28 protein-coding genes and 1 pseudogene are annotated in these 20,606 nt (G+C 46.6%); 10 read left to right on the top strand and 19 right to left on the bottom strand.

What is annotated here, in order from left to right:
• Positions 1-565: 565 nt before the first annotated feature.
• Both psbA and QUB56_RS33285 read left to right on the top strand, forming a co-directional pair.
• Complete coding sequence (psbA, locus tag QUB56_RS33290) at positions 566-1,648, top strand: photosystem II q(b) protein (RefSeq protein WP_332960624.1); 1,083 nt, start codon at positions 566-568, stop codon at positions 1,646-1,648.
• A 170-nt stretch (positions 1,649-1,818) separates the two neighbouring features.
• Positions 1,819-2,397 (top strand): Uma2 family endonuclease, encoded by a 579-nt coding sequence (locus QUB56_RS33285; protein ID WP_332960623.1) that lies wholly within the window; start codon positions 1,819-1,821, stop codon positions 2,395-2,397.
• Positions 2,398-2,582: 185 nt separating this feature from the next.
• Here QUB56_RS33285 and QUB56_RS33280 read toward each other — a convergent pair whose 3' ends face one another.
• From QUB56_RS33280 to QUB56_RS33245, 8 genes and pseudogenes are all read right to left on the bottom strand, one after another.
• Positions 2,583-3,719: a pentapeptide repeat-containing protein gene (locus QUB56_RS33280; protein ID WP_332960622.1), complete on the bottom strand. Its 1,137-nt coding sequence runs from the start codon at positions 3,717-3,719 to the stop codon at positions 2,583-2,585.
• Between the two features lie 71 nt (positions 3,720-3,790).
• Positions 3,791-4,204, bottom strand: a complete 414-nt coding sequence (locus QUB56_RS33275; RefSeq protein ID WP_332960621.1) for a hypothetical protein — start codon at positions 4,202-4,204, stop codon at positions 3,791-3,793.
• 63 nt (positions 4,205-4,267) lie between these two features.
• The gene (locus QUB56_RS33270) at positions 4,268-4,513 is read right to left on the bottom strand and encodes a hypothetical protein (RefSeq protein WP_332960620.1); all 246 of its coding nucleotides are present in this window, start codon (positions 4,511-4,513) and stop codon (positions 4,268-4,270) included.
• A 132-nt stretch (positions 4,514-4,645) separates the two neighbouring features.
• Positions 4,646-4,789 carry a hypothetical protein gene (locus QUB56_RS33265; protein ID WP_332960619.1) on the bottom strand — a complete coding sequence of 48 codons (144 nt, stop codon included), beginning with the start codon at positions 4,787-4,789 and terminating at the stop codon, positions 4,646-4,648.
• An 85-nt stretch (positions 4,790-4,874) separates the two neighbouring features.
• Positions 4,875-5,393, bottom strand: a pseudogene (locus tag QUB56_RS33260) (Uma2 family endonuclease).
• A gap of 128 nt (positions 5,394-5,521) precedes the next feature.
• On the bottom strand, positions 5,522-5,686 hold the full coding sequence (locus QUB56_RS33255) for a Uma2 family endonuclease (protein ID WP_332960618.1): 165 nt from the start codon (positions 5,684-5,686) through the stop codon (positions 5,522-5,524).
• Positions 5,687-5,704: 18 nt separating this feature from the next.
• A complete protein-coding gene (locus tag QUB56_RS33250; RefSeq protein WP_332960617.1) occupies positions 5,705-5,905 on the bottom strand; it encodes a hypothetical protein in 201 nt (66 codons plus the stop codon).
• 491 nt (positions 5,906-6,396) lie between these two features.
• Entirely contained in the window at positions 6,397-6,705 is a 309-nt protein-coding gene (locus QUB56_RS33245) for a BamA/TamA family outer membrane protein (protein ID WP_332960616.1), read from the bottom strand.
• A 306-nt stretch (positions 6,706-7,011) separates the two neighbouring features.
• Here QUB56_RS33245 and QUB56_RS33240 point away from each other — a divergent pair, with 306 nt between their 5' ends.
• Positions 7,012-7,254, top strand: coding sequence for a hypothetical protein (locus QUB56_RS33240; RefSeq protein ID WP_332960615.1), 243 nt, complete (start codon positions 7,012-7,014; stop codon positions 7,252-7,254).
• Positions 7,255-7,294: 40 nt separating this feature from the next.
• Here the strand turns inward: QUB56_RS33240 and QUB56_RS33235 are convergent, their stop codons facing one another.
• The 9 genes from QUB56_RS33235 to QUB56_RS33195 form a co-directional block, all read right to left on the bottom strand.
• Positions 7,295-8,038, bottom strand: coding sequence for a POTRA domain-containing protein (locus tag QUB56_RS33235; protein WP_332960614.1), 744 nt, complete (start codon positions 8,036-8,038; stop codon positions 7,295-7,297).
• A 259-nt stretch (positions 8,039-8,297) separates the two neighbouring features.
• Positions 8,298-9,080: a PspA/IM30 family protein gene (locus QUB56_RS33230; protein WP_332960613.1), complete on the bottom strand. Its 783-nt coding sequence runs from the start codon at positions 9,078-9,080 to the stop codon at positions 8,298-8,300.
• A gap of 298 nt (positions 9,081-9,378) precedes the next feature.
• The gene (locus QUB56_RS33225; protein ID WP_332960612.1) at positions 9,379-10,083 is read right to left on the bottom strand and encodes a PspA/IM30 family protein; all 705 of its coding nucleotides are present in this window, start codon (positions 10,081-10,083) and stop codon (positions 9,379-9,381) included.
• Positions 10,084-10,456: 373 nt separating this feature from the next.
• The gene (locus QUB56_RS37520; RefSeq protein WP_445243428.1) at positions 10,457-10,588 is read right to left on the bottom strand and encodes a zinc ribbon domain-containing protein; all 132 of its coding nucleotides are present in this window, start codon (positions 10,586-10,588) and stop codon (positions 10,457-10,459) included.
• 7 nt (positions 10,589-10,595) lie between these two features.
• Positions 10,596-10,733: a hypothetical protein gene (locus QUB56_RS33215; RefSeq protein WP_332960627.1), complete on the bottom strand. Its 138-nt coding sequence runs from the start codon at positions 10,731-10,733 to the stop codon at positions 10,596-10,598.
• Between the two features lie 37 nt (positions 10,734-10,770).
• The gene (locus QUB56_RS33210; RefSeq protein ID WP_332960625.1) at positions 10,771-11,016 is read right to left on the bottom strand and encodes a transposase; all 246 of its coding nucleotides are present in this window, start codon (positions 11,014-11,016) and stop codon (positions 10,771-10,773) included.
• 17 nt (positions 11,017-11,033) lie between these two features.
• The gene (locus QUB56_RS33205) at positions 11,034-11,576 is read right to left on the bottom strand and encodes a hypothetical protein (protein ID WP_332960611.1); all 543 of its coding nucleotides are present in this window, start codon (positions 11,574-11,576) and stop codon (positions 11,034-11,036) included.
• A 176-nt stretch (positions 11,577-11,752) separates the two neighbouring features.
• Positions 11,753-12,976, bottom strand: coding sequence for a hypothetical protein (locus tag QUB56_RS33200; RefSeq protein WP_332960610.1), 1,224 nt, complete (start codon positions 12,974-12,976; stop codon positions 11,753-11,755).
• A gap of 62 nt (positions 12,977-13,038) precedes the next feature.
• Positions 13,039-14,253, bottom strand: a complete 1,215-nt coding sequence (locus tag QUB56_RS33195; RefSeq protein WP_332960609.1) for a transposase — start codon at positions 14,251-14,253, stop codon at positions 13,039-13,041.
• Between the two features lie 108 nt (positions 14,254-14,361).
• Here QUB56_RS33195 and QUB56_RS33190 point away from each other — a divergent pair, with 108 nt between their 5' ends.
• Both QUB56_RS33190 and QUB56_RS33185 read left to right on the top strand, forming a co-directional pair.
• Positions 14,362-14,514: a hypothetical protein gene (locus QUB56_RS33190; protein ID WP_332960608.1), complete on the top strand. Its 153-nt coding sequence runs from the start codon at positions 14,362-14,364 to the stop codon at positions 14,512-14,514.
• A gap of 318 nt (positions 14,515-14,832) precedes the next feature.
• Complete coding sequence (locus QUB56_RS33185) at positions 14,833-15,123, top strand: hypothetical protein (protein WP_332960607.1); 291 nt, start codon at positions 14,833-14,835, stop codon at positions 15,121-15,123.
• 227 nt (positions 15,124-15,350) lie between these two features.
• On the opposite strand, the gene menB is transcribed toward QUB56_RS33185, so the two are convergent.
• Complete coding sequence (menB, locus tag QUB56_RS33180) at positions 15,351-16,184, bottom strand: 1,4-dihydroxy-2-naphthoyl-CoA synthase (RefSeq protein ID WP_332960606.1); 834 nt, start codon at positions 16,182-16,184, stop codon at positions 15,351-15,353.
• 314 nt (positions 16,185-16,498) lie between these two features.
• On the opposite strand from menB, the gene QUB56_RS33175 reads away from it, so the two are divergent.
• Positions 16,499-16,897 carry a cupin domain-containing protein gene (locus QUB56_RS33175; RefSeq protein WP_332960605.1) on the top strand — a complete coding sequence of 133 codons (399 nt, stop codon included), beginning with the start codon at positions 16,499-16,501 and terminating at the stop codon, positions 16,895-16,897.
• A 206-nt stretch (positions 16,898-17,103) separates the two neighbouring features.
• Here the strand turns inward: QUB56_RS33175 and QUB56_RS33170 are convergent, their stop codons facing one another.
• Positions 17,104-17,700: a TerB family tellurite resistance protein gene (locus tag QUB56_RS33170; protein ID WP_332960604.1), complete on the bottom strand. Its 597-nt coding sequence runs from the start codon at positions 17,698-17,700 to the stop codon at positions 17,104-17,106.
• Between the two features lie 79 nt (positions 17,701-17,779).
• Here QUB56_RS33170 and tadA point away from each other — a divergent pair, with 79 nt between their 5' ends.
• The 4 genes from tadA to QUB56_RS33150 all read left to right on the top strand — a co-directional run bounded on the left by tadA (position 17,780) and on the right by QUB56_RS33150 (position 20,024).
• On the top strand, positions 17,780-18,280 hold the full coding sequence (gene tadA / locus QUB56_RS33165) for a tRNA adenosine(34) deaminase TadA (RefSeq protein WP_332960603.1): 501 nt from the start codon (positions 17,780-17,782) through the stop codon (positions 18,278-18,280).
• A 283-nt stretch (positions 18,281-18,563) separates the two neighbouring features.
• Positions 18,564-19,292, top strand: a complete 729-nt coding sequence (locus QUB56_RS33160; RefSeq protein ID WP_332960602.1) for a lysophospholipid acyltransferase family protein — start codon at positions 18,564-18,566, stop codon at positions 19,290-19,292.
• A gap of 55 nt (positions 19,293-19,347) precedes the next feature.
• On the top strand, positions 19,348-19,503 hold the full coding sequence (locus QUB56_RS33155) for a hypothetical protein (RefSeq protein WP_332960601.1): 156 nt from the start codon (positions 19,348-19,350) through the stop codon (positions 19,501-19,503).
• A gap of 140 nt (positions 19,504-19,643) precedes the next feature.
• Complete coding sequence (locus QUB56_RS33150; RefSeq protein ID WP_332960600.1) at positions 19,644-20,024, top strand: hypothetical protein; 381 nt, start codon at positions 19,644-19,646, stop codon at positions 20,022-20,024.
• The last annotated feature ends 582 nt before the right edge of the window (positions 20,025-20,606 follow it).

The following is a 20,606-nucleotide window of genomic DNA, read 5'->3' as shown; positions in this document are numbered from 1 at the left end:
AACTGCTACAGCATTTTTATAAAAATATATGGCTGGCTCCAACTTCAGTTTAAAACGCACTCAGTCCTATTGAGACTGGCGGCCGAGGGCCGTGCCTCTAGATTGTTTTGGCAATTGCAATCAGCGGTGACAGGTGCCGCATCCGCATCGAATCGGGCTACCACTCTTTGGATTGCCCCTACCAAACACTATATATACCCGCAAAGAAAGGGATCTCGCCGCAAGTGCGGAGGATGGCGCGACGGGCGAGTTAATCTCGCATAGCGGAACTGCCGGCAACCGCGAGAGTCTGTGGGTGCCACAAGAAATAAACCCGCTGTGGAACCCGCGTATAACGGGCCCGGAACAGAACTGTGGCGACAGGTGCAAGATAGGACTTCATCCTCTTTCGCATCAATTCACGCGCCCTCGCTGCTTGTTTCGCCCCTGTCTATCTTTTAATCAGCTTTCCTAATGACTTCTATCAGTTTAACTGTCGTTAAACCCCTTTACAAACGTTAACAAGACAGTTAATAATATAAACATCATCCGAACATTGACAACCAAATACAGCAATCATAAACAAATGACCACAACTTTACAGCAACGCGAAAGCGCCAATCTGTGGGAACAGTTTTGCAACTGGGTAACATCCACCGACAACCGCATTTATGTAGGTTGGTTCGGCGTCTTGATGATTCCCACCCTGCTAACTGCTACCATCTGCTACATCATCGCCTTCATCGCTGCCCCTCCAGTGGACATCGACGGCATCCGGGAACCAGTGGCTGGTTCCTTAATGTTTGGTAACAACATCATCACAGGTGCTGTTGTTCCTTCATCAAACGCGATCGGCTTGCACTTCTACCCAATCTGGGAAGCAGCTTCCCTCGATGAGTGGTTGTACAACGGCGGCCCCTACCAATTGGTAGTATTTCACTTCCTGATCGGCATTTTCTGCTACATGGGTCGTGAATGGGAACTGTCTTACCGCTTAGGTATGCGTCCTTGGATCTGCGTCGCTTACTCTGCACCAGTTGCAGCAGCCACCGCAGTATTCTTGATCTACCCGATCGGTCAAGGTTCCTTCTCTGACGGTATGCCCTTGGGTATCTCCGGCACCTTCAACTTCATGATCGTGTTCCAAGCCGAGCACAACATCCTGATGCACCCGTTCCACATGTTGGGAGTAGCTGGTGTCTTCGGTGGTAGCTTGTTCTCCGCCATGCACGGTTCTTTGGTAACATCTTCCTTGGTTCGTGAAACAACCGAAACCGAATCGCAAAACTACGGTTACAAATTCGGTCAAGAAGAAGAAACCTACAACATCGTTGCAGCCCACGGCTACTTCGGTCGTTTGATTTTCCAATACGCTTCTTTCAACAACAGCCGTTCTTTGCACTTCTTGTTAGGTGCATGGCCAGTAGTAGGCATCTGGTTTACCGCTTTGGGTATCTCCACGATGGCTTTCAACTTGAACGGTTTCAACTTCAACCAATCGATTATCGACTCTCAAGGTCGCGTCATCAATACTTGGGCTGATGTCATCAACCGCGCTAACTTGGGTATGGAAGTAATGCACGAGCGCAACGCTCACAACTTCCCTCTCGACTTGGCTGCTAGCGAAGTCACTCCCGTAGCAATGGTTGCTCCTTCTATCAACGGCTAAGTTTTAGCTATCGATTGACAAAAAGCGCTCCTAGAAATAGGGGCGCTTTTTGTTTGGGGAAAAATATTTTTATCGGCTAACAGTCAACAGTCAACAGTCAACAGTTGACTGTTGACTCCAACTTTTTGAAGTCGTATATTATGGAAAAATGCTCGTAAAAGGTAAGTCAGATGGTTGTCGCAATTTCTAAAGCAGGATTGGGTACAGGTGCAGCCTTCCTGTCAAACGTGACATGGGAGACTCTGGAAAAGTTGGATGCAGATTTGGCAGGAACCGGGGCACGTTTAACTTATTTGGATGGGTGTTTAGAAATTATGGCTCCTTTATCTGAGGCTCATGAAGAACCTAGAAACACTTTAGGCCAGCTTTTAGAGATTTATATGCGGATGAAAAGCATTCGTTTCTACGGACGAGGCAGTACAACTATCGGGATGAAGGAGTTGGGCGGGCGGAAGGAACCAGATGAGTCTTATTGTTTGGGTACGCGCAAGTCAGTTCCAGATTTGGCTATCGAGGTGACAGTGACGAGTGGTGGAATTGATACGCTGGAAATCTATCGTCGGGTTGGAGTGCAGGAGGTTTGGTTTTGGGAGGATGGTGTCATTTCGGTTTATTGCTTGCGTCCAACGGGATATGAGTTGGTGAGTAAGAGCGAACTGTTGCCGGAGTTGGATTTGCGATCGATCGAGTTTTATTCGCGAATGGCAGACCAATATGATGCGGTGAATGCTTTTATGCGCTCGTTGTAGAATAGAAAAGAGTAATTCTGTGGTTTAATTGCTTTGCGATCGGGTGAAATTACCCATAGGTTATAGAAGATTTAATTTGCACAGATGCTTAAATATTAGATGGATTACCGCCATATCAACCACTCCAGGCTTTGATTGACCAATCACAGAAAATTTAAAAACTTTTTTTAGACTAGATAAAATTGCTAAAAGCTATAGGCTATAATATCAATAATATTCTGCTTTATTTCTTGCTTAATGTTTATTTTCTGCTTGATAATATCTTCCCAACACCTCTCTATATCTTCTATATTAATACCTTTACAACTTTTGTGCAATTCAAGATATTGAAATATGGGTCGAGATAATTGGGTTTGTAACTCTTTCTTTCGTTGTTGAGGAATTACGACATAAATTGGAAAATAGGGGTCTATAAATGTTACGGGATTTAATTTGACATTAGCCACAAAATCACCCATACGCAATAGCCCAGAGTGAATTGCAGTAGTGCATTCAATTTCAAATAATGCTACTACTTTAAACTGATCATTTTTATCTAGCCATATTACATCAATTAATTTACTAATTTTTTCCACTTTTTTTTCTAATCCACCAACAGGGAATCCTTCCATTGTTAATTCTTTAAGTTTACCGAACCTATAGTCCCCGAAAGTATCGTCCCCGAATCTATAGTCTCCGAAAGTATAATCCTTTGAGTGATCGTTTCGAGCAATCCATACTCTATGGCCTAATTTTTGTCCTATTTCTGCCAGAATTGCCTGCATTTTAGTATGTCTTGAAATCTTTGGTAATAAAGCTAAAGCTGGTGGATATTTTTGCTGGAAACTCTCTCTCTTGATACTTTGGTTCACATTTAATTTTCTCTTGCTCTGCTTAATTCTGTATTCTTCAAATAGATTTAACTGAATCATATCGCTTTCTTCAATTTCTTCAAGGATTTTTCCTAATCCTATAGCATCGGTTATATCAGCCCTTTCGATATTTTTTACTGTTTGGTAGTTAGCATTGGTAAGCTTAGCGCTTCTAAGATTAGCCCACTCTAGGTCTGCTCCTTGAAGATTTGCATCTCTCAAGTCTGCATAAATAATATCTGACCATTTCAGATTAGCCTCTTCAAGAGAGGCTCCCCTTAATTTAGCGCTTATTAGATTAGTATAGCTCAGGTTGCTGTTATTCAAGTTGGCGTTGCTAAAGTCTGCACCACTTAGATTAGCAAAGCTCAGATCAATTTCTGTCAAGTCAGCATCACTTAAGTCACAACCGTGAAAATCTCTTCTGCCTTCTGCGTAAAGTTGTTTCAGTTTGTTTGCATTTATCTTCATAAACTCCTCTGAACTATTTTATTAAGGTACATTGCTGTAAGTAACAGTAGAGCGTATCACCTGTAATCGCCCTACCTCCTCGCTGGCTGAAATCTCTGCACAAAACTCACCCAGCGTGGTACTTTATCACCTGTAATATCTAGGATGGGAATGTTGAAACTTCTGACAGCGGGGCGACCGACTTCACCAGCCGAAAAAGTCACATTCGTAGGTTCCGACTTACCTAAACCATAGGCACTAGCTATTTGATTAGCAAGTCGGCAGGTTATTTCAAAACTTCCCATATTAATCCTGCCACCTCCAGCCGCGTAATTCCAAGTAATACCGGGTGTTAAATTCCCTTGTTGACACATAAAGTGGGTGACTTCAAACATTTTGGCAATGTGAACGTCATATCGCCTTAAGCGTCCTCCATACGCCGATGCTGTGGTATCGCTTTCTGGTACTACAATCGATCCAAATCCTTCGTCAAAACCAAGCTCCATCGGGAGTGCTGTGGAACTTGCTAGCGGTTGACTCGTTTGGGGTTGTACGCGAGTCGGTGACCTCTATACTGGTTTGACAAATTGACTATTAGCGCGAACGAAACAACCTTGCGCTGCACCAGCAGCGTAGCTTTTTCCTACAAAAAGCCAAGGTAAACCCCTGGTATCGTTGAAAGTACCAGCAGCATTACTAGGAAAGCTTTCAAAACGCTGTCCCTGTTTTAAGACACCAACTAAAGACCAATTAAAAAACTCAAAAGGAGTGCGGTTTTCAGCACGCATAAGTTCTTCAAAAGAAGAATTTGTCATGCGACAATTTAACCCATTTGGATCGGGATCTACTACTTCCCAATAAGTAAGCTGTCACGCATTTAAATTGCATACTCAGGGCGGGCGAGACGCCCACCCCACAAGACGGCGAATTGTTTGTTGACATTCTATTTAAATGCACAACAGCTTATGATAAGCTCTTCCCATATAATCTCCTTGATTATTAGGAATTGGGAGAGTGGCAGTAGAACCCTGTTTAGCTGTTCCTAATACCAGAAAAATTGCCAGAGTAATGGTTTTTAATTCTTTTAACATGGGTATCACTTTTAAAACACTACATCGATCATAGTATTTAATGATTTTATGATACATTAACTCTATCATGGTTTAGTATGAAAAACTATAGCTCAGACTTAAATTTTGCTTTAGCCGCGGGGACGATTTCTTCACCATCTACGGAATAAGTAGATTTGAGGAGGCGCTCGGGTTCTTGGAACGATCGATAAACTAACACATACTGTTCTTTAGGATGAATCACCCAAACTAAACGCGCTCCATTTTCAAAATATTCTACGAGTTTGTCGTGAATTTCTGTCACTGTATTGCTAGGAGAAAGGATTTCTACGCCAATATCCAGGCCACCTTCTAGGAAGCAATCCGGGAGTTCATCTAGCCCTTACAGGCGTTCTTTTGCCATGAAGGAAATATCGGGCGATCGCTTATTCCCTGATTTCATCTTCAAAGCGCTGCTGAAATCGAACATCGCGCCTAATTTTCTCGTTGATACGCAGTTAAACAAGGCAGCACTCAAAATAATGGCAATATAACCGTGTTTCGCACTCCTGTTTTCCATATCAATTAGTTCTCGATTCACAATTTCGTAGACGATCGCCCGATCGCCCGATCGCACACTTGCCATTGCCAACCATCGCTATTTTGGCGACCGCCATTATAATATTGCTCAATATATGGTTCAGCTTGACTAACCAGTAAATATTCACAAAAACTAGCAAGAGAGCGATATTTTCTGAACTTTTCACCTCGGTCCTAGGCTTTCGTAGAGGGCGAAAGAATCTCAACAACGAGAAAAGGATTGAGAATTTCATCGGTGCGATCGCCATTGAATTCTGGTTCGCCATTGACAACCATCAAATCCGCGTAGGTTCCACACCGATGTTCGGGAATCCAAAGCCGCAAATCGCTGTTATACAAGCAAAAATCGGTGTCTCTCTACAAAAAATCCAAGTAAATTAACAAGTTACAGCCGATCGCGCTGTGGACTTCTGAACCTCCTGAGATAGCGATAATCTCTCCGTTATAGTATTCGTGACGTTCTTCGGCAGTTTCCTCGATCGCCCGGTATTCATCTGGAGTAAAGCGAGTCTTTATCGCATCTGGAAGATTTGGCGCGTTGGTTTGAGTAATAACCACAATCGCACCTCCTAAATAATTAGACCTTAAATAATTATGGCTTACAGTTAGATAGTTTTCCTAACCCAGAGGCGTTTTCCTGGATTCCCTTTAAATTCCATAAAAAACTCTCCATGCCTTTGTCCGCTTCTGCTTCACAGCCGCTAAATTCTAGCTTTCCTTTTACTTCTCACACTCAACAGCTTTGTAATCGATGTATAATAATGCAAAGCAAAAAGTAGATTAATCACAAAAAATACCACAGTTAAAACCAAGGTAAAAAAAGACATAAACGACAGTCGGGAAATCAGCGTAAACATCGCCAAAATGATTGAGCAAAGCCCAAAACCGGAAGCAAAAGAACTTAAAAGCAGCAACCGCACCTTAGACATAGTTTAATTTAAAGATTATCAGTAAAAAGCAATCTTGGCAGCCACAGATGAGTGCCAAATGATACTTATTACTATATAGCGGAATTGCTCAGTTCCGCCAAAGGCAAAAGGAATGCTTTCCTAAAAAGGTTTGAATTCTACAGAAAAATACAGCCCGCGCTCTTGCGAACTTCGATCGCTCGACTTAAGACCGATCGAAGGAATTCCCCCGCCTCCGCGAGCATTCCAGCTCTCGCCGTACTGCCACCGCAAGCCCAATCCCCCTGACAGCAAAGTATTCGCTTCCAGAGTCGCCCTTGGGCCGCTATTTGTCCAAACATTGCCAAAATCCACAAACGGCGTCACCTGCAAAACTCCTTGTTTGTCGCCGGTGCGCACAATCGGATACCACAACTCGGCTGAACCAAAAATCCCGTTATCGGCCAGCACAGCATCCTGACGCTAGCCCCGCACTGTATCCGAGCCGCCTCTACCGAATTGTTCGATCGGCAAAAGCTCACCGTAGCGCCAACTGCACCTGGGATCGCGCCACCATCCGCCTCTTGGGAGCCAACAACCGCACCTACTGCCATTGACCCCGCCAGAGCCAAAATTGACAAGCGAATTTCAAAGGTGGTACCCGCCACGTGATTTATCCGTGGAATCAATCCCAAATCGATTTTCGAAAATCCTCAAGAAAGAGCATTTATCTCGCGCAAGTCAATCTAAAATCTAAAATCTAAAATCTAAACTCGATTGACTGTCAGGGCGGCTGCTGCTCACCGTAGCGCCAAATGCTCCCACTCCCAGAGTGAACTGCGATCGCACCCCCAAGACATCTCTCTCCCCTTTGCTTCTTTGACTCTGACTCACAGCAAATTAAAACCCGCACGAGAACCCACTTGCAGTTCCGCTGAAATATTTGCGACTTCTGGGCTCGCCTTGCAGCAGTTGCAGAGCTTACCGCATCCGCTGTTCGTTCAGGCTGCCTGGCGTTGAATCGGCTAATCGGCTTCTGACTTAGTTAGAATTCAGTCGCCTAGTCCCGACTACATTTATACTTTCTAGCTTGCCTTTTAGCACTAATATCCTCACAACTGACCCTGTGAGCGTTTGTCGCCCAATCAGGGTTCCAGATGTGATAACCTTTGCTGATGTAGAGTTGGCTCACAGCAGAACGAGCTTGCAGCAGTTGAGCGAAAGTGAGCGGGCTGCCTACAAAGTCTTTGAGTGCGGCTTCTAATTCTTGCTTGCCAAAGACCGTGCTGCCAACTACTTCAAATCGATCGACCTTTATCGTACCGGGAATGTTAGGCAATTCTGCTAGCTGTGGCGGCGCGGGAACAGCAGGCGGCAAAAGCTGTTCGGGCAGGGGCGCTGGGGGCGCGGGTTCTGGGAGGGGAGGCAGATTTCGCGGCAGCGGGTTGGGAATGGGAAATTCTTGTCTGTTTTCTCCTCGGTTCGGCAAGTGAGCGAGAGTTTCTGCCTCACTTTGGGTCGATCGATCGAACTCCGGGATGTTGTTTTCTGGCTCTTTGCTGTATGTATCTAATTCTGAACCCGAGTATAAATCACGAAGCCGATCGCGAGCGTGTGCTGTTTCTTGACTGGGTAAATTATCATTAAAAATTGGCGATCGCACCCCTGAGTCGGCAGCCACCATCGACTCGCCAACACTTTGAGCTGCTAGCAGTGCAGGGCAAATACCTGCAATTGAAAAACCCAGTGCTAATGCCTGGAAAAACTTGATTTTACAAAAGCCTCTAGAAGGTGGCACGGGCATGACTTATTAGCAATATTTTATAGTTATTTGCACTTGCTAACGGGCGCGGCCGACGCAATTGCCAAGAATAAAGTTACTCTATCACTTTTTTTAAAGACTAAATTCCTTAAGTAAACATAAAGATAGTTGACAAAAATAAAGTTTTGTGTACTAAACGCTTCCTAAAAAAACTCCGACCTCCCCAAGCTAGCGCTGTAGGTCGGCGGAGCATTCTCTCAAACCGGAGATCGGAGAAATAGGTAAATTTTGATAAAGATTACTACATTTTATTGAGTTCCGATCGCAACTCTTCCAACTCAGCGTCAATCACCTGATTCGACTCCGAGCTGCGAGCTGCAGTTTTACCCGCTGCAGGCAATTGACCTTGAGAGACAGAACCTCCGGTAAGTTGAGCTTTCATCTGAGCCAACTCGTCGTCAATATCACCGCCGCTTTCGAGCAAGCGGAACTGTTCCTCTAAATTGCTGCCGCCGGCCGCCAGTTCTGCCGAAGCTCCCGCGCGAGCTTCTATCTGCAAAACTTTTTCTTCCATGCGATCGAAAGCTGCCATTGAACTGCCAGTATTCAGGGAGCCAATGGAATTGTTGAGCTGTTCCTGAGCCTTAGCAGCGGATATCCTCGCCTTGAGCATATCCTTCTTAGTCTTAGCTTCGGAAATCTTGCTCTCCAAACCGATCAAGTTGCGCTTGAGACTTTCCACCTGAGCCGATTGCTGATCCAGACTGGCTTTCAGGGTAGCCGCCGTTTCAGCGTGAGACTTTTTGCGCACCAGGGCTTCCCGGGCCAAAGTCTCGTCTCCTTTTTGCAGGGCTAGCTGAGCGCGCTGCTGCCACTGGTTGGACTGAGACTCAGCTTGATTGTACTGAGTCTGGGTGCGCTTTTGAGTGGCGATCGCGCTGGCCACGGCTTGACGCAACTGCACCAAGTCTTCCTGCATATCCGTAACGGACTGTTCTAAAATCTTTTCCGGGTCTTCAGCTTTATTGACCAGATCGTTAAGATTGGCTTTGACGACTCGGCTAATGCGGTCAAATAATCCCATAATGCTATTTTTCCAGGGTGAGGTGTACGATGTAGGCGGAAAGCAGGCTTTAGGCGCTAGCCTGCAGTTGTGAAATTCACGAAAGTCAGATTTTTAGTGCGATTTAGTTTTGGCAATTTTTGCAGACAGATAAATCCAGTTTAAAGCGATCGAGTAAGTGATGCAGGCAAGCTTATTCATGCACCTATATATTGAGTTTAACTTCGATCCGGGAATTCCCCAACAGGCTTCGAGCCATCTCTAGCTAGCCTGTTGAGAAGTTTTTGCTCGTCCCAACTATTGTTCTGCTGTTTGGGGTTCAGGATGCAGGCGGCTCGCCCGACGGCAATTTGGGTGTATTGTTGCCAGGAAGCATTTGTGCTTTCATCGCCGCCAACTCGCTATCGACATCCTCGGCACCTTCGAGAGAGAGAAACTTCTTTTCTAAATCGTTAGTTCCGAGTTCTGCGATTGCTTCGGAGCGAGATTCTAGCTGAATGACTTTCTCTTCCATCCGTTCAAACGCGCTCAAAGCGCTGCCTGTATTGAGATTGCCCATCATTTCTTGAAGCCTTTCCGAGGCTTTGGCCGATCGAGCTCGGGCAATGTACATATCTTTTTTAGATTTTGCCTCGGAAATTTTACTTTCGAGCGCCCGCATATTTTCTTTAAGTTGAGTCACAACAGCGTTCTGCTGTCCGAGACTAGCTTTCATCGCCGTTGCCGTTTCTTGATAAGATTTCCTGCGCGTCAGAGCTTCCCGCGCCAAATTTTCCTCGCCTTTTTGCAAAGCTAGCTGCGCCCGCTGGTACCATTCTGCGGCAGTAGACTCAGCTTGGGAACACTGGCGTTCGGTGCGTTTTTGAGCTGCTATCGCCCCTGCCACAGCTTGTCTGAGCTGCACTAAATCTTCCTGCATATCCATTACAGCCTGTTCCAGAATTTTTTCTGGATCTTCTGCCGCCCCGACCAAACTGTTAATATTGGCTCTAATCACTCGCCAAAGGCGATCGAATAATCCCATGATGCCCGTCTCCCGATTTTCAACTTTAGAATTAACACAGAGAAATCACAATTAAAAACTAAAAATGAAAACTCATCAATCGTCTTTTTAATTTTAAATTGTGAAATTTTAATTCCCTCTAAGTTAGGTCGTCATAATTATTTTTAGGATGGGTAGGGCGCGAGCGTTACCCATCAAAACTGAGAAAATGTTGGGTGAAGCGAAACGGAGGGTTCGTGCCGCAGGCCCAAGCTACTCGCCGATCATCAGTTTAATTCTGCTTCATAAAATCTATCTCAACTTACCCAAAGTTACTTTAGATAAATTAGTGTTTACTGACAACGCTGTTGGGCCCAACGTAGTGGAGGGAGTCGGCTATCCCAAGATAAGTAGGCTATCCCCCAATCGCCCCGGGTTCCCAGTTCAAAATGGTGATACTGGCATTTAAATCAGGGTCAATCGACATACCGCAGGATGGACAATCATAAGTCCTGATACGAGCGTGACATATCTTGTTTGTTACCACAGTTTGATCAAGTCAAAGAACTAGGAAACCATTGAGCGACTAGCACTAAACTCGCTCCATAGCTCTTGCACTTATATTCAAGTTTCCGCCTGAATTCATCAAAGCCCAGGTAAGATATAGCCAAGCCAAGTTTATGATTAGCCATCATCCCTTTCACATTCAAGTCTTCACTCTTAATAAGTTTAATTTTTTTTAACTTTGGGAGTTGTCAACTTGTGTAATAAGTCCTTACGAATGCCAAATATCCCGGAGTGAATCAGCCTAATTTTATTGTAGGTTTGGCGCTGCTTCTTAGAGCCTTTTACTTGTTTTGAAGCTTGACCTTGTAATATTGCTAGCTTGGTTTTCGCTTGCTTTAACGGTTTTAGTTCCTCAAAAACTTGATTTTTTGACCCTTCGGCTTCGCTCAGGGTAGCAAAGGCTTTAATTCCTAGGTCAATACCTACTAATTTTTGGGTTTGTTGGACTTCTTTGCGCTCCCCGTCAACGCCGAATGAGACTTTCCCAACGACTTCCTTATTTGGATAGGGTAAAAGTCTGGGAAACTTTCAGCACATTCCAGTGGTTCATGACGTTGGAATGTCCCTACTGTAGGAATCTTAATTGTATTCCCCGCATTCAGTACAACCTTTAGGTTTGACAAATCTACTGTAAATGATTGACCCTCTCGACGACTAGCGAATGTGGGATGGGCCCACTTGGATGAGCGATACCGATTAAAAGCATCCTTTAAATCAATTAATGCCTTTTGGTATACTCCGCTAGACACTTGATTCATCCAAGCAAATCCCCGTTTTTTTTTGACGTGATTGGTTAAAACTTTTTTGAGTTCGTTAATCACGTTCGAGTCTGAAAGCTTGACGCGGTTATACATCCTCGTTTGAAGACTCAATCCCATATTAAAAACAACCCGTCTCAATCCTGCGTGTTTCGCCCTCAAAGTCGCTTCTCTATTATTTAATCTGAGTGATCCTTTGATAGGAAACATACTTAGACCTACCTAAAGTTGTGTTTGATGGGGTACAGTCTCAATGCCTAGACTTATTTAAGACTCCAACTAATTTTCCCAACTCTGCAACTTTCCACAGGAAAGATTCCTGTATAGATTAACTATGAGTAATTTTAGCAAAGTATTTGGCGATTTCGTTGAACTCTTTGCCTAATTTATGGTTGATAGTATTGTGGCTTCACCCCTTTTTCTTGGAGTTCTTTTACCAAACGTTCTGCTGAGGCAGCATCGTTCAAAGCCCCCATTTGGATCTTGACACCCTTTGAGAAATTCCGCACGTAGGCATCGGGAACTGCGGCCCTGGCGATCTGCAGCGATTTTTCGTCGGTGTAATCGGTGACAACGTAATAGAAACCGTCGGCAGCCCGTGCAGGCCTTCCCAGCGGGGATGGGGCGGCTGGGGATGCGGCGGCTGGGGATGCTGTCGCCGGGGATGCGGTGGCTGGCTGGGCTGGGGAGGGTGTTGGAGGCAGTGTCGGCAGTGTCGGGACAGGCTGAGCGGCGCTGGGGCGGGGACTGGGAAGCAAAGCTGTGCTGAGATTGTTGAGTCCTTGTTCTCTCCCTCTGGCCGGGTTGCCGTCTTCTGTCGGAATCGGGACAGCAGGGCCCGGACCCGGAGGCGCTGCCGGAGTGGGCGGGATTGATGCTTTTGGCGACGGGGAAGGAATCGGGCTGGCTGTCGGCTTGACATTGCTGAGAGTGCTCAAATCTAGCTCGACAAATTCCTTGGATACCAAATTCGGAGCTTTCGGCAGTTCCTTGGTGCGGGTATCTGAGGTGCCAGTAGAGGCGGGACTGTCGCTTGGAGAGGGTGCGGTGCGATCGACCAAACGGTTCAGCCCGGCAATCTTAGCCAGACTTGACGGGTGCATGACTGCGTAGCCCAATGCTGTGCAAGACAGCAGAAACAGCAGCATCGAACTCAGCCCCAAGGGAGTTAACAGACTGGCGGCTAAACTGCGTTCGACCGCAGGCTCGGCTTTTGACTCGTCCAAACTTTCGATCAGTTTTTCGCTTGATTCGAGATAGTTGTTGGGTGCCTTGGCACTGCTAGATAATTTTGTGCCGCCCCTGGTAGTTGCTAGCGGGGCATCGCCCTGAATGCCGGCAAGGGATAGGGGCAGGGACAGGGGCTCCTGGGTTTCTTGGGCCGCCTGCGGCAAATTTTGGGCTAGCTGTTGCTCGCTTGTGGCTGTTTGCTTGCCGGTCCGAACTGATGGGGACACCCACTGTTCGGCCCGCCGCCTGTGCCTTCTGTATTTTGTCAGTTCTGCTTCTAGGTTTACATCCAGACTCCCCAGGACTGCTTGCAAAGCAGGCTTGATTGGGGTTGAAGAGGATTGATGATTTGGGGATTCAACCGAAGAACGCTTACTCATTAGCAAAACTCCTACCGCCTCTGAATTGATTTTAATGTTTTGATTTTGACACTCCCGGGCTATCAGGCGTGGGGATTCTTGCTTCGCAGGGATTCCAATGAATTTACTTGCACGCAAGCATCACAGGCGGTATGCCCTACGGCTGCAAGCCCTCGCTTGAGCACTACTTGTGTGGCTGCGACATCTCTGTCGGTTGTATAGGCGCAATGGTGACACGAATGGGCTCGTTGTGACAACTCTCTTTTGCCTGTTTCCTTAAGGCAATTGGGGCAGATGGAGCTCGTCTTTTTGGGGTCTACTTTCTGGAAATATACACCGCGTTTAAAGCAAGTTTGCTCCAATATATTGAAGAATTGCCCAAACCCAGCATCTAAGCAGTGCTGGGCTAACATCGCCACTTTGGATCCGACCGGATTAAGGTCTTCGAGAAACACTATCCCTGCGTTATCGCAGATTTGATGTGACAACTTGCGATGCCAATCTTTTCGGCTGTTTGCCAGGTATTCATGCAGCAAAGCGACTTTTTCCAAAGCTCTTTTCCGGTTGTTCGAGCCGATTTTTTTTCGAGTAACGCGCTGTTGCAGCAATTTAAGCTTGCGTTCTGCCTCAGCAAAAAACGTCGTTCTTTTAATTAAACGCCCCTTAGAAGTTGCCACAAAATTAGTCAACCCTATATCAATTCCTACAGGATTGCTGTGAGGAATAGTATCGGGAATCGAGACATCCCATTGCAATGTCAACATTATGTACCAGCCAGTAAACCGTCTAACTGCGCGAGCTGGTTTGACGATTGCGCCCTGGGGGATGGGACGAGCCTGCCAAAACTTGATGCAGCCAATTACAGGCAGTTTAAATCGGTTGCCTTGATGGAAAGTTGTACCCAACTGCGGTTCGTTAAAAGACCTCAAAGCTCCCTTTTTTTTTAACGGAGGGAACCCGTGGCTTTGCTCCCACATAGTGACGAAGCTTTTTTCCAACCTCAAACTGGTTTGTTGCAGTAGGGCCACCTTTACTCGCAGCAGTGCGGGGCTGGTTTTCCTGTATGTTGTTAAAGCCTTGGACTGACTTGAATAGGTCGGTAAGGGCCCGTCAGCAGGAATAATGTACTCGGAGCTTTTGGAGTAAGAGTTAATTTGACATTTGCGTGAGTTGTACCAGTCTTTGCGCTCTTTCAATGCATAGTTGTACACCTTCGGGGACTGTTCTAGCCAGTCTTCAAAAACTGCTATTTGTGCCACTGTGGGCTTCAACTTCAATTCCAACGTCAAATTAAACACTTGCTTAACCTCCTTGACTTAGTATACAGCCGCCCTACAAATCCTCAAGTGGTTTCTTAAGATTAATTAAAATCGATCGCTTATGGGCGAGGCTCTCACCCCAAAATTTTGGTAGATATAAACAAGAAGCTTGAAAACTTGCCTATTTTAGGATTAGCTATTTTTGGCGTCAATGCAACAGGGACCCGATCGCCTGATGTCGATCGGCTGCAGCTATCTTTTCCTTTTCATTTGAAAACTTCTTTGCTGCTGTGTCCCTGATGCTGCTTACCGAGACTCTAAACAGCTTTTGGTATCCGGAGATACCGCTTATTTATAACCTTTCCTACTGGTTCCGCATTTGTACTTCTTCTTGATCCCTGACCGCTTTATAAACCTTAACTCTGTGCTTTCACTTAGACCCTGAGCCAAGACTCAGTTAATTGTTTCTATATATAACGAAATTATAAATAAATTATAAAATTCACTTATGCTTCGGGGATCGCTACAACCCATACAGAATAAAGGCTGGGATGCTCTAACACCTGTTAGCTCTGCCATGGAGAATTAGAGATGAAAATGATTCCCCTAAGAACTTGTATGCAAACCTCATTAACTTCAGCTTGTGGTCACTGTCGGCACTATACCCCTGAGGGGAGACGCGGGGGTGTTTGCGCTCTACTGGGCGGGCCTGTTCAAAGTCACTGGAAAGCTTGTTCTTTAGCGGTTTCGCCTTTTGGGGCATCTTGGGAAAACATAGAAGAACTGGGACTGTGGCAAGAACAGACTCTGACGCTGCAGTCGGCAGCCGTCACTCTTTCCGAACCCTATGCCTGCCCGCTTAGAGGCCAAACGTTAACCGAAAAATCCGCTGCAGCAGTCTCGGTGTAGTTAGTCGGCAGCAAACACTCATACCATTTTCGATTTTCGATTTTCGATTGGGGAATAACTGATGAGTATCAGGGTTTGGATCTGGCAAAGCAGTTTCATTCTTTTTGGGAACTGGTATCTATAGTGACACTTTTGGACGATCGGGTGCATTCGGCTCTACTAACTCATAACAATCAGCAGCATCTACTTTAATAGGAGCGCATAAAAAAACTGATTTATCCATCCAGCTATGGCAGCCAAGGATATTGACTAAAATCAGGTTGCCGTTTTTCCAAAAAGGCTTGTTTGCCTTCGGCGCCTTCCTGGGTCATATAGTACAGCAAAGTGGCATTTCCCGCCAGTTCTTGCAAACCGGCTTGACCGTCGCAGTCGGCATTAAAAGCAGATTTTAAACAGCGAATCGCGATCGGACTTTTTTCGAGAATTTCTCGGGCCCACTGAATCCCTTCTAGTTCTAGTTGTTCGACGGGCACGACGCAGTTGACTAAACCCATTTCTAGGGCTTGCTGCGCGCTGTACTGGCGACACAAGAACCAAATTTCTCGGGCTTTTTTCTGCCCGACAACTCTGGCGAGATAGCTAGCTCCGAAACCACCGTCGAAACTGCCGACTTTTGGGCCGGTCTGTCCGAAAATAGCATTGTCAGCAGCGATCGTCAAGTCGCAAATTAAGTGCAGAACGTGACCTCCTCCAATTGCGTAGCCTGCAACTAAAGCAATTACCACTTTGGGCATCGATCGAATCAACTTCTGCAAGTCGAGCACGTTCAAGCGGGGTATGCCACCTTCGTCTACATATCCCGCCGCACCCCTGACGCTTTGGTCGCCGCCGGCGCAAAAAGCGTATTTGCCGTCTGTATGAGGCCCGGCACCGGTGAAAAGGACAACGCCGATTTTTGTGTCTTCCCGGGCATCAGTAAAGGCTTCGCAGAGTTCCTGCACGGTTTTGGGACGGAAAGCGTTTCGTTTGTGAGGTCGATTGATGGTAATTTTGGCGGTGCCGCCACTTTTGTGATAGAGAATGTCTTCGTAGGTTTTGGCGGTTTGCCATTCAATTTGCATAATCAATCAATTTTAGATTTGAGACCGAGCTGGGTCTATCAAGACAGCGACAAGTCGCTTTTAGATTTTACAGGACTGACGCACACTCTATCTTTCGGTTGTGCACTGCTTTTAGCTAGGCAGACGGGAATCCTCGCCGGGTAAGTCAAGTACGACTTACCCGGGGGATAATACTTGCCCTAGGAGAATATATAAGCTTACAGGACGGTTCATAAATGTGTCGATCGAACTTGACAAACTCGAGTTTGTTTAATAATCTTATTCTCCCTACTCTAAAAAGACGGAAGTACCATCATCCAGAGGCAAAGACGGATATGACCGATGCTCCACCCACTGACAGCAGAAATGACCAATTTTTCGATCGGCTCAACCTGGACGAGGTGCCACTCTCCGACACGCAGGCACATGGGGGCGAGGGTCTGATCCGCTTCGCCCGTCTGTGCCACGAGGGGCAGTCCAGTGGCTTATGCCATTTCATTGACCTGGCAGAGATTCCTCCGGGGTCATCGATAGGTCGCCACCGCCACCAGGCCGACGAAGAGGAGTTCTACCTAGTCCTCAAGGGTCAGGGCGTGATGTGGCGCAACGGCGAGGAGTTCCCTGTTCGGGCAGGAGACCTGATCCGCAACCCGCCCGAGGGCGAACACAGCCTGTACAACTTGGGACCCGATCCCCTGCGGATCTTCGTCTTCGAGGTATCGGTAAACCCTTGACATCCTCTTGCCAAAACAAATAAAGCGGGACTTAGGCACAAACCTGGTTTTTCACGAACATACGCCGTGCAGCGCTTTTGGTAGGGCTTAAACAACCCGGTTTTTGAGGGTGAGAGCGCGCAAGTCCCGTCTCAAATCGAAAAAGCGTCGAATCCTCGAACTCCTCTCTCACTACTTTTACTTCTCAAAAATTTATATGCGCTGGATTATTTGCGGACTAAAATACCCAGCAAGTGCTTTGCTGCTTTGCCAAATACTGGCTCGCGGGACTCGAATTGGCCCGGATCGAGTAAAGCTTTAACTTCGGCAAAAGCTTCTGAGTCGAGGGCTCCTTCTTGAGTAAATAAAGTGTCTAGGACTGCAATGTGTCTGGAGTCGAGCCCGAGCCGATTTGCGATCGACTGTAAGTACATTTGCTCCCGCAGGTCGAGGTATCCGTCTGCCACTGACATTTCGTAGCCGGAACCGATGAGCAACAGCTTTTCGGATTCTGAGAACAAAGCTGTCAGGGTTAGCAATTCCGTGGGGTTGAAGTAAACCTGCTGTTTGGAGATTCCTTTGACAAGGCGCTGAATTAGTTCTACCCGCTCGCGGTCGCCGCTGGCAAAGGCTTTGAGAGTCTTTTGCAGCCGTTCTTCTTCTTGAGCTGCGATCGTCCTGTCACAAACCATCACTCCCCGCAGGATGGAAATCAGAGCAGTCAGAAACACTACCAAAGGAGTGATATCTTGTTCGCGGAGCTTTTGCCGGCTAATGCGACACAACAGCTCAACAACTTCAGGGGTGATCGTGGTGGTATCCATAATTAAAAATGAGACTCGATTAACCTCTAATCTAACTTTCTTTATCAATCTTAAAGTTTTTCTATTCCTTAGGTATGATGTGAATTCCCAAACTGAGCCGTTGCTTATTAGTGATACTTCTTATTTTATTCACAAACGCTGGATGACTAGGGCGGTGGAACTGGCACAAGCAGCCGGTGATGCCGGTGAAGTACCCGTGGGTGCTGCAATTGTTGACGGTACTGGCAAATTGATTGCCGAAGCGCAAAATCGGCGAGAGCGAGACTGCGATCCGACTGCTCACGCTGAAATCTTGGCTCTGCGGGCGGCCGGACAAGTTTTGCAAGACTGGCATCTCAACCAATGCACGCTCTACGTAACGCTGGAGCCTTGCCCGATGTGCGCGGGTGCGATCGTCCAAGCTCGGATTGGTCTGCTGGTATACGGAGCAGATGACCCGAAAACAGGCACGATTCGGACTGTCGCTAATATTCCAGATAGCGCGCATTCGTGTCACCGCTTAGAGGTACTCGGCGGTATTATGGAGTCTGTTTGCCGCGATCAGTTGCTTTCTTGGTTTGAAGCACGCCGTTCAATTTAATAGGTAAAATTTTTTACTCTCTTCTGGGCGATGTTTAATCGAACTTGACCGTTTAACTGAAATAATAGATCCGTAATTGCCCGCTCAAGCTTTCGAGGCGGCTGACTGCTCTGCATTAGTGCTGTCCGGTTGGCTGAGGTTTTACCTGTTAGAGATTATCTCTTGCGGGCACGATCGCTCGATCGGCACAAAGCCAATAGCAAAACTGTCCCGAGCCAAAGACTAAAGGTTTGTCCAACAACTTACTTTAGACTTGAGATTTCGATAAAGCAGCTTGATTGCTATGCCGCACACCGCCACGATCGCCGTTGAGTCCAGTAAATCATCTCTAGTGAAGCCAATGTCTGCCAAGGAAGCATTTAATACCTCTCGCGTTTCTCCTTGGTTAACCTCCTTGCTCTATCCGTTAGGTCACTATGTTGTCCTACCGTTTCATTTTGACAAGATTGAGATAACCGGACAGGAGCACTTGCCGAAAGAGGGACCTGTCATCTTAGCCCCTACGCACCGTTCTCGGTGGGATGCCCTGATGATGCCCTATTCAACGGGACAGATGGTGACTGGACGCGATTTGCGGTTTATGGTAACTGCTGATGAAGTGAAAGGACTGCAAGGTTGGTTCATCCGACATTTGGGCGGGTTTCCTGTGGATATCAAGCATCCAGCAATTAGCAGTCTCCGTTACGGGGTGGAACTTCTCCTCCACAAGGAGATGTTGGTGATTTTTCCCGAAGGCGGCATTTTTCAGGATGGCGAAGTTCACCCGATTAAGCCTGGATTGGCTCGTTTGGCAATTCAAGCAGAGTTGAGCAAACCGGGTTTGGGGGTGAAAATTGTACCGATGAGTATCCGCTATCGCCCCCGCATTCCTCAATGGGGTTCTCGCGTAAAAATTGCGATCGGTTCTGCGATTTCCGTGGCGGATTATGCCCATTGTGGGGGCGGTAAAAAAGAAGCACGAGTCTTGACGGCAGAGATCGAAAAGGCTCTTAAAAATCTTGATGAAAGTTAAGAAGACGAAGGAAGTTCGGCAACGGATTATTTAACGGATGTAACGGATGTAACGGATGTCAGGAAGAAGGAAGTTCGGCAACGATCGATGTACGGGATGTAACGGCTGTAACGGATGTCAGGAAGAAGCAAGAAGGAATTATGATATCAAATCCGTTAGCATCGGAATAGTAAATTCGAGTTCACGGTTGACGGTTGACGGTGGACAGTGAACAGTCAACCGTCAACCGTCAACCGTCAACATCACGGACGGTGTAACCGTCCATGATATGATATAATGTTTTCCGGTGCTGTGGAGAGATACAGCACTTATTTAGCTACTTTGTTATGTCTGTATTAAGTGTGAGCATTAATGGATTGTGCTTTGAACTTTAAGCCGGGTCAAATTGTCAGTTTAGAATGTGGAGATGCGTGCCTGCATTCCGAGGTGATCCAAGTGGTTGAGGCACGTCAAGTTTGTTGGGTGCGCCCTTTAATGTTAGTTGTATTACGGTCAGGGAAGGATTTATCGGCGCAATGGTCCCAAGAATACACTTTATCGGATTTGCGGGATGGTGCTGATTTGCTGTGGCCGGGGAGTTTGTTTCGGGCGGCTTTAGATACTGAGGTAATTTCGCTGTTGACTCAGTTGCAGTCTCTGGACTCTGAGAAAAAGGATCGTGCGATGGCTTCTCGGCAACTTAGAGATTTTGTCGATCGAGTTTGGGAAGCTTTTCCCAGTGCTTTTCATTAATCACATTTCAGGCGTTTTGTCTATTAGTCCGCCAGGGGTTGAAAACCCCTGTCTAATAGCTCAACTCCTGGCTATGAGGACTGATACAGCATTTTTTAAGTAAGGTACATAGCTTTCGATAGAGGACACGGCAGTGCCGTTTCCCTACAACTCGCGAGCGCTTGACGGCTGTACTTGATCAACGTGGAATCTGCTGTATCAATTCCGGTTGCACCGGAATTACTGTTGACTGTTGACTGTTGACTGTTGACTGTTGACTGTTGGCTCGATTTTACAATTTCGATGCTAGTGGAGTTGATATCATGTCCGGTCGATTACCCTGATTCCTGTAGGGGCCCGTGAGCCAATAATATTTGCCAAAAAGGGACAATCTCACAAACGGGCCCCGGCAATTGTATTATGGGCGATCGATCGGACATGATACGATATGATACTTGATTTTTTAGTCGGCGCAGGCGGACTTCGTTTGAGAAGAAGCGATTGAACTCGCCGACTTGGAGCGGACTCTTATACTAAGGAATGAGAATTAAATAACTTCCACTCTTGAAAGTGGGATGGGCGTCCCGCCCGTCCTTTTTGGAC

Origin of the sequence: Microcoleus sp. AR_TQ3_B6 (genome assembly GCF_036702785.1) — a bacterium.
Classification (GTDB): Bacteria; Cyanobacteriota; Cyanobacteriia; order Cyanobacteriales; family Microcoleaceae; genus Microcoleus.
Note: the sequence above shows the minus strand (reverse complement) of the source record. Positions and strands in the feature narration are given on the sequence as shown.

Excerpts from the sequence above, each read along its gene's own strand:
- psbA (WP_332960624.1), top strand. The coding sequence starts at position 566 with ATGACCACAACTTTACAGCAACGCGAAAGCGCCAATCTGTGGGAACAG.
- QUB56_RS33285 (WP_332960623.1), top strand. The coding sequence starts at position 1,819 with ATGGTTGTCGCAATTTCTAAAGCAGGATTGGGTACAGGTGCAGCCTTC.
- QUB56_RS33280 (WP_332960622.1), bottom strand. The coding sequence starts at position 3,719 with ATGAAGATAAATGCAAACAAACTGAAACAACTTTACGCAGAAGGCAGA.
- QUB56_RS33275 (WP_332960621.1), bottom strand. The coding sequence starts at position 4,204 with ATGGAGCTTGGTTTTGACGAAGGATTTGGATCGATTGTAGTACCAGAA.
- QUB56_RS33270 (WP_332960620.1), bottom strand. The coding sequence starts at position 4,513 with ATGACAAATTCTTCTTTTGAAGAACTTATGCGTGCTGAAAACCGCACT.
- QUB56_RS33265 (WP_332960619.1), bottom strand. The coding sequence starts at position 4,789 with ATGTTAAAAGAATTAAAAACCATTACTCTGGCAATTTTTCTGGTATTA.
- QUB56_RS33235 (WP_332960614.1), bottom strand. The coding sequence starts at position 8,038 with ATGCCCGTGCCACCTTCTAGAGGCTTTTGTAAAATCAAGTTTTTCCAG.
- QUB56_RS33230 (WP_332960613.1), bottom strand. The coding sequence starts at position 9,080 with ATGGGATTATTTGACCGCATTAGCCGAGTCGTCAAAGCCAATCTTAAC.
- QUB56_RS33225 (WP_332960612.1), bottom strand. The coding sequence starts at position 10,083 with ATGGGATTATTCGATCGCCTTTGGCGAGTGATTAGAGCCAATATTAAC.
- QUB56_RS33215 (WP_332960627.1), bottom strand. The coding sequence starts at position 10,733 with ATGGCTAATCATAAACTTGGCTTGGCTATATCTTACCTGGGCTTTGAT.
- QUB56_RS33205 (WP_332960611.1), bottom strand. The coding sequence starts at position 11,576 with ATGTTTCCTATCAAAGGATCACTCAGATTAAATAATAGAGAAGCGACT.
- QUB56_RS33200 (WP_332960610.1), bottom strand. The coding sequence starts at position 12,976 with ATGAGTAAGCGTTCTTCGGTTGAATCCCCAAATCATCAATCCTCTTCA.
- QUB56_RS33185 (WP_332960607.1), top strand. The coding sequence starts at position 14,833 with ATGCAAACCTCATTAACTTCAGCTTGTGGTCACTGTCGGCACTATACC.
- menB (WP_332960606.1), bottom strand. The coding sequence starts at position 16,184 with ATGCAAATTGAATGGCAAACCGCCAAAACCTACGAAGACATTCTCTAT.
- QUB56_RS33175 (WP_332960605.1), top strand. The coding sequence starts at position 16,499 with ATGACCGATGCTCCACCCACTGACAGCAGAAATGACCAATTTTTCGAT.
- QUB56_RS33170 (WP_332960604.1), bottom strand. The coding sequence starts at position 17,700 with ATGGATACCACCACGATCACCCCTGAAGTTGTTGAGCTGTTGTGTCGC.
- QUB56_RS33160 (WP_332960602.1), top strand. The coding sequence starts at position 18,564 with ATGCCGCACACCGCCACGATCGCCGTTGAGTCCAGTAAATCATCTCTA.
- QUB56_RS33155 (WP_332960601.1), top strand. The coding sequence starts at position 19,348 with ATGTCAGGAAGAAGGAAGTTCGGCAACGATCGATGTACGGGATGTAAC.
- QUB56_RS33150 (WP_332960600.1), top strand. The coding sequence starts at position 19,644 with ATGGATTGTGCTTTGAACTTTAAGCCGGGTCAAATTGTCAGTTTAGAA.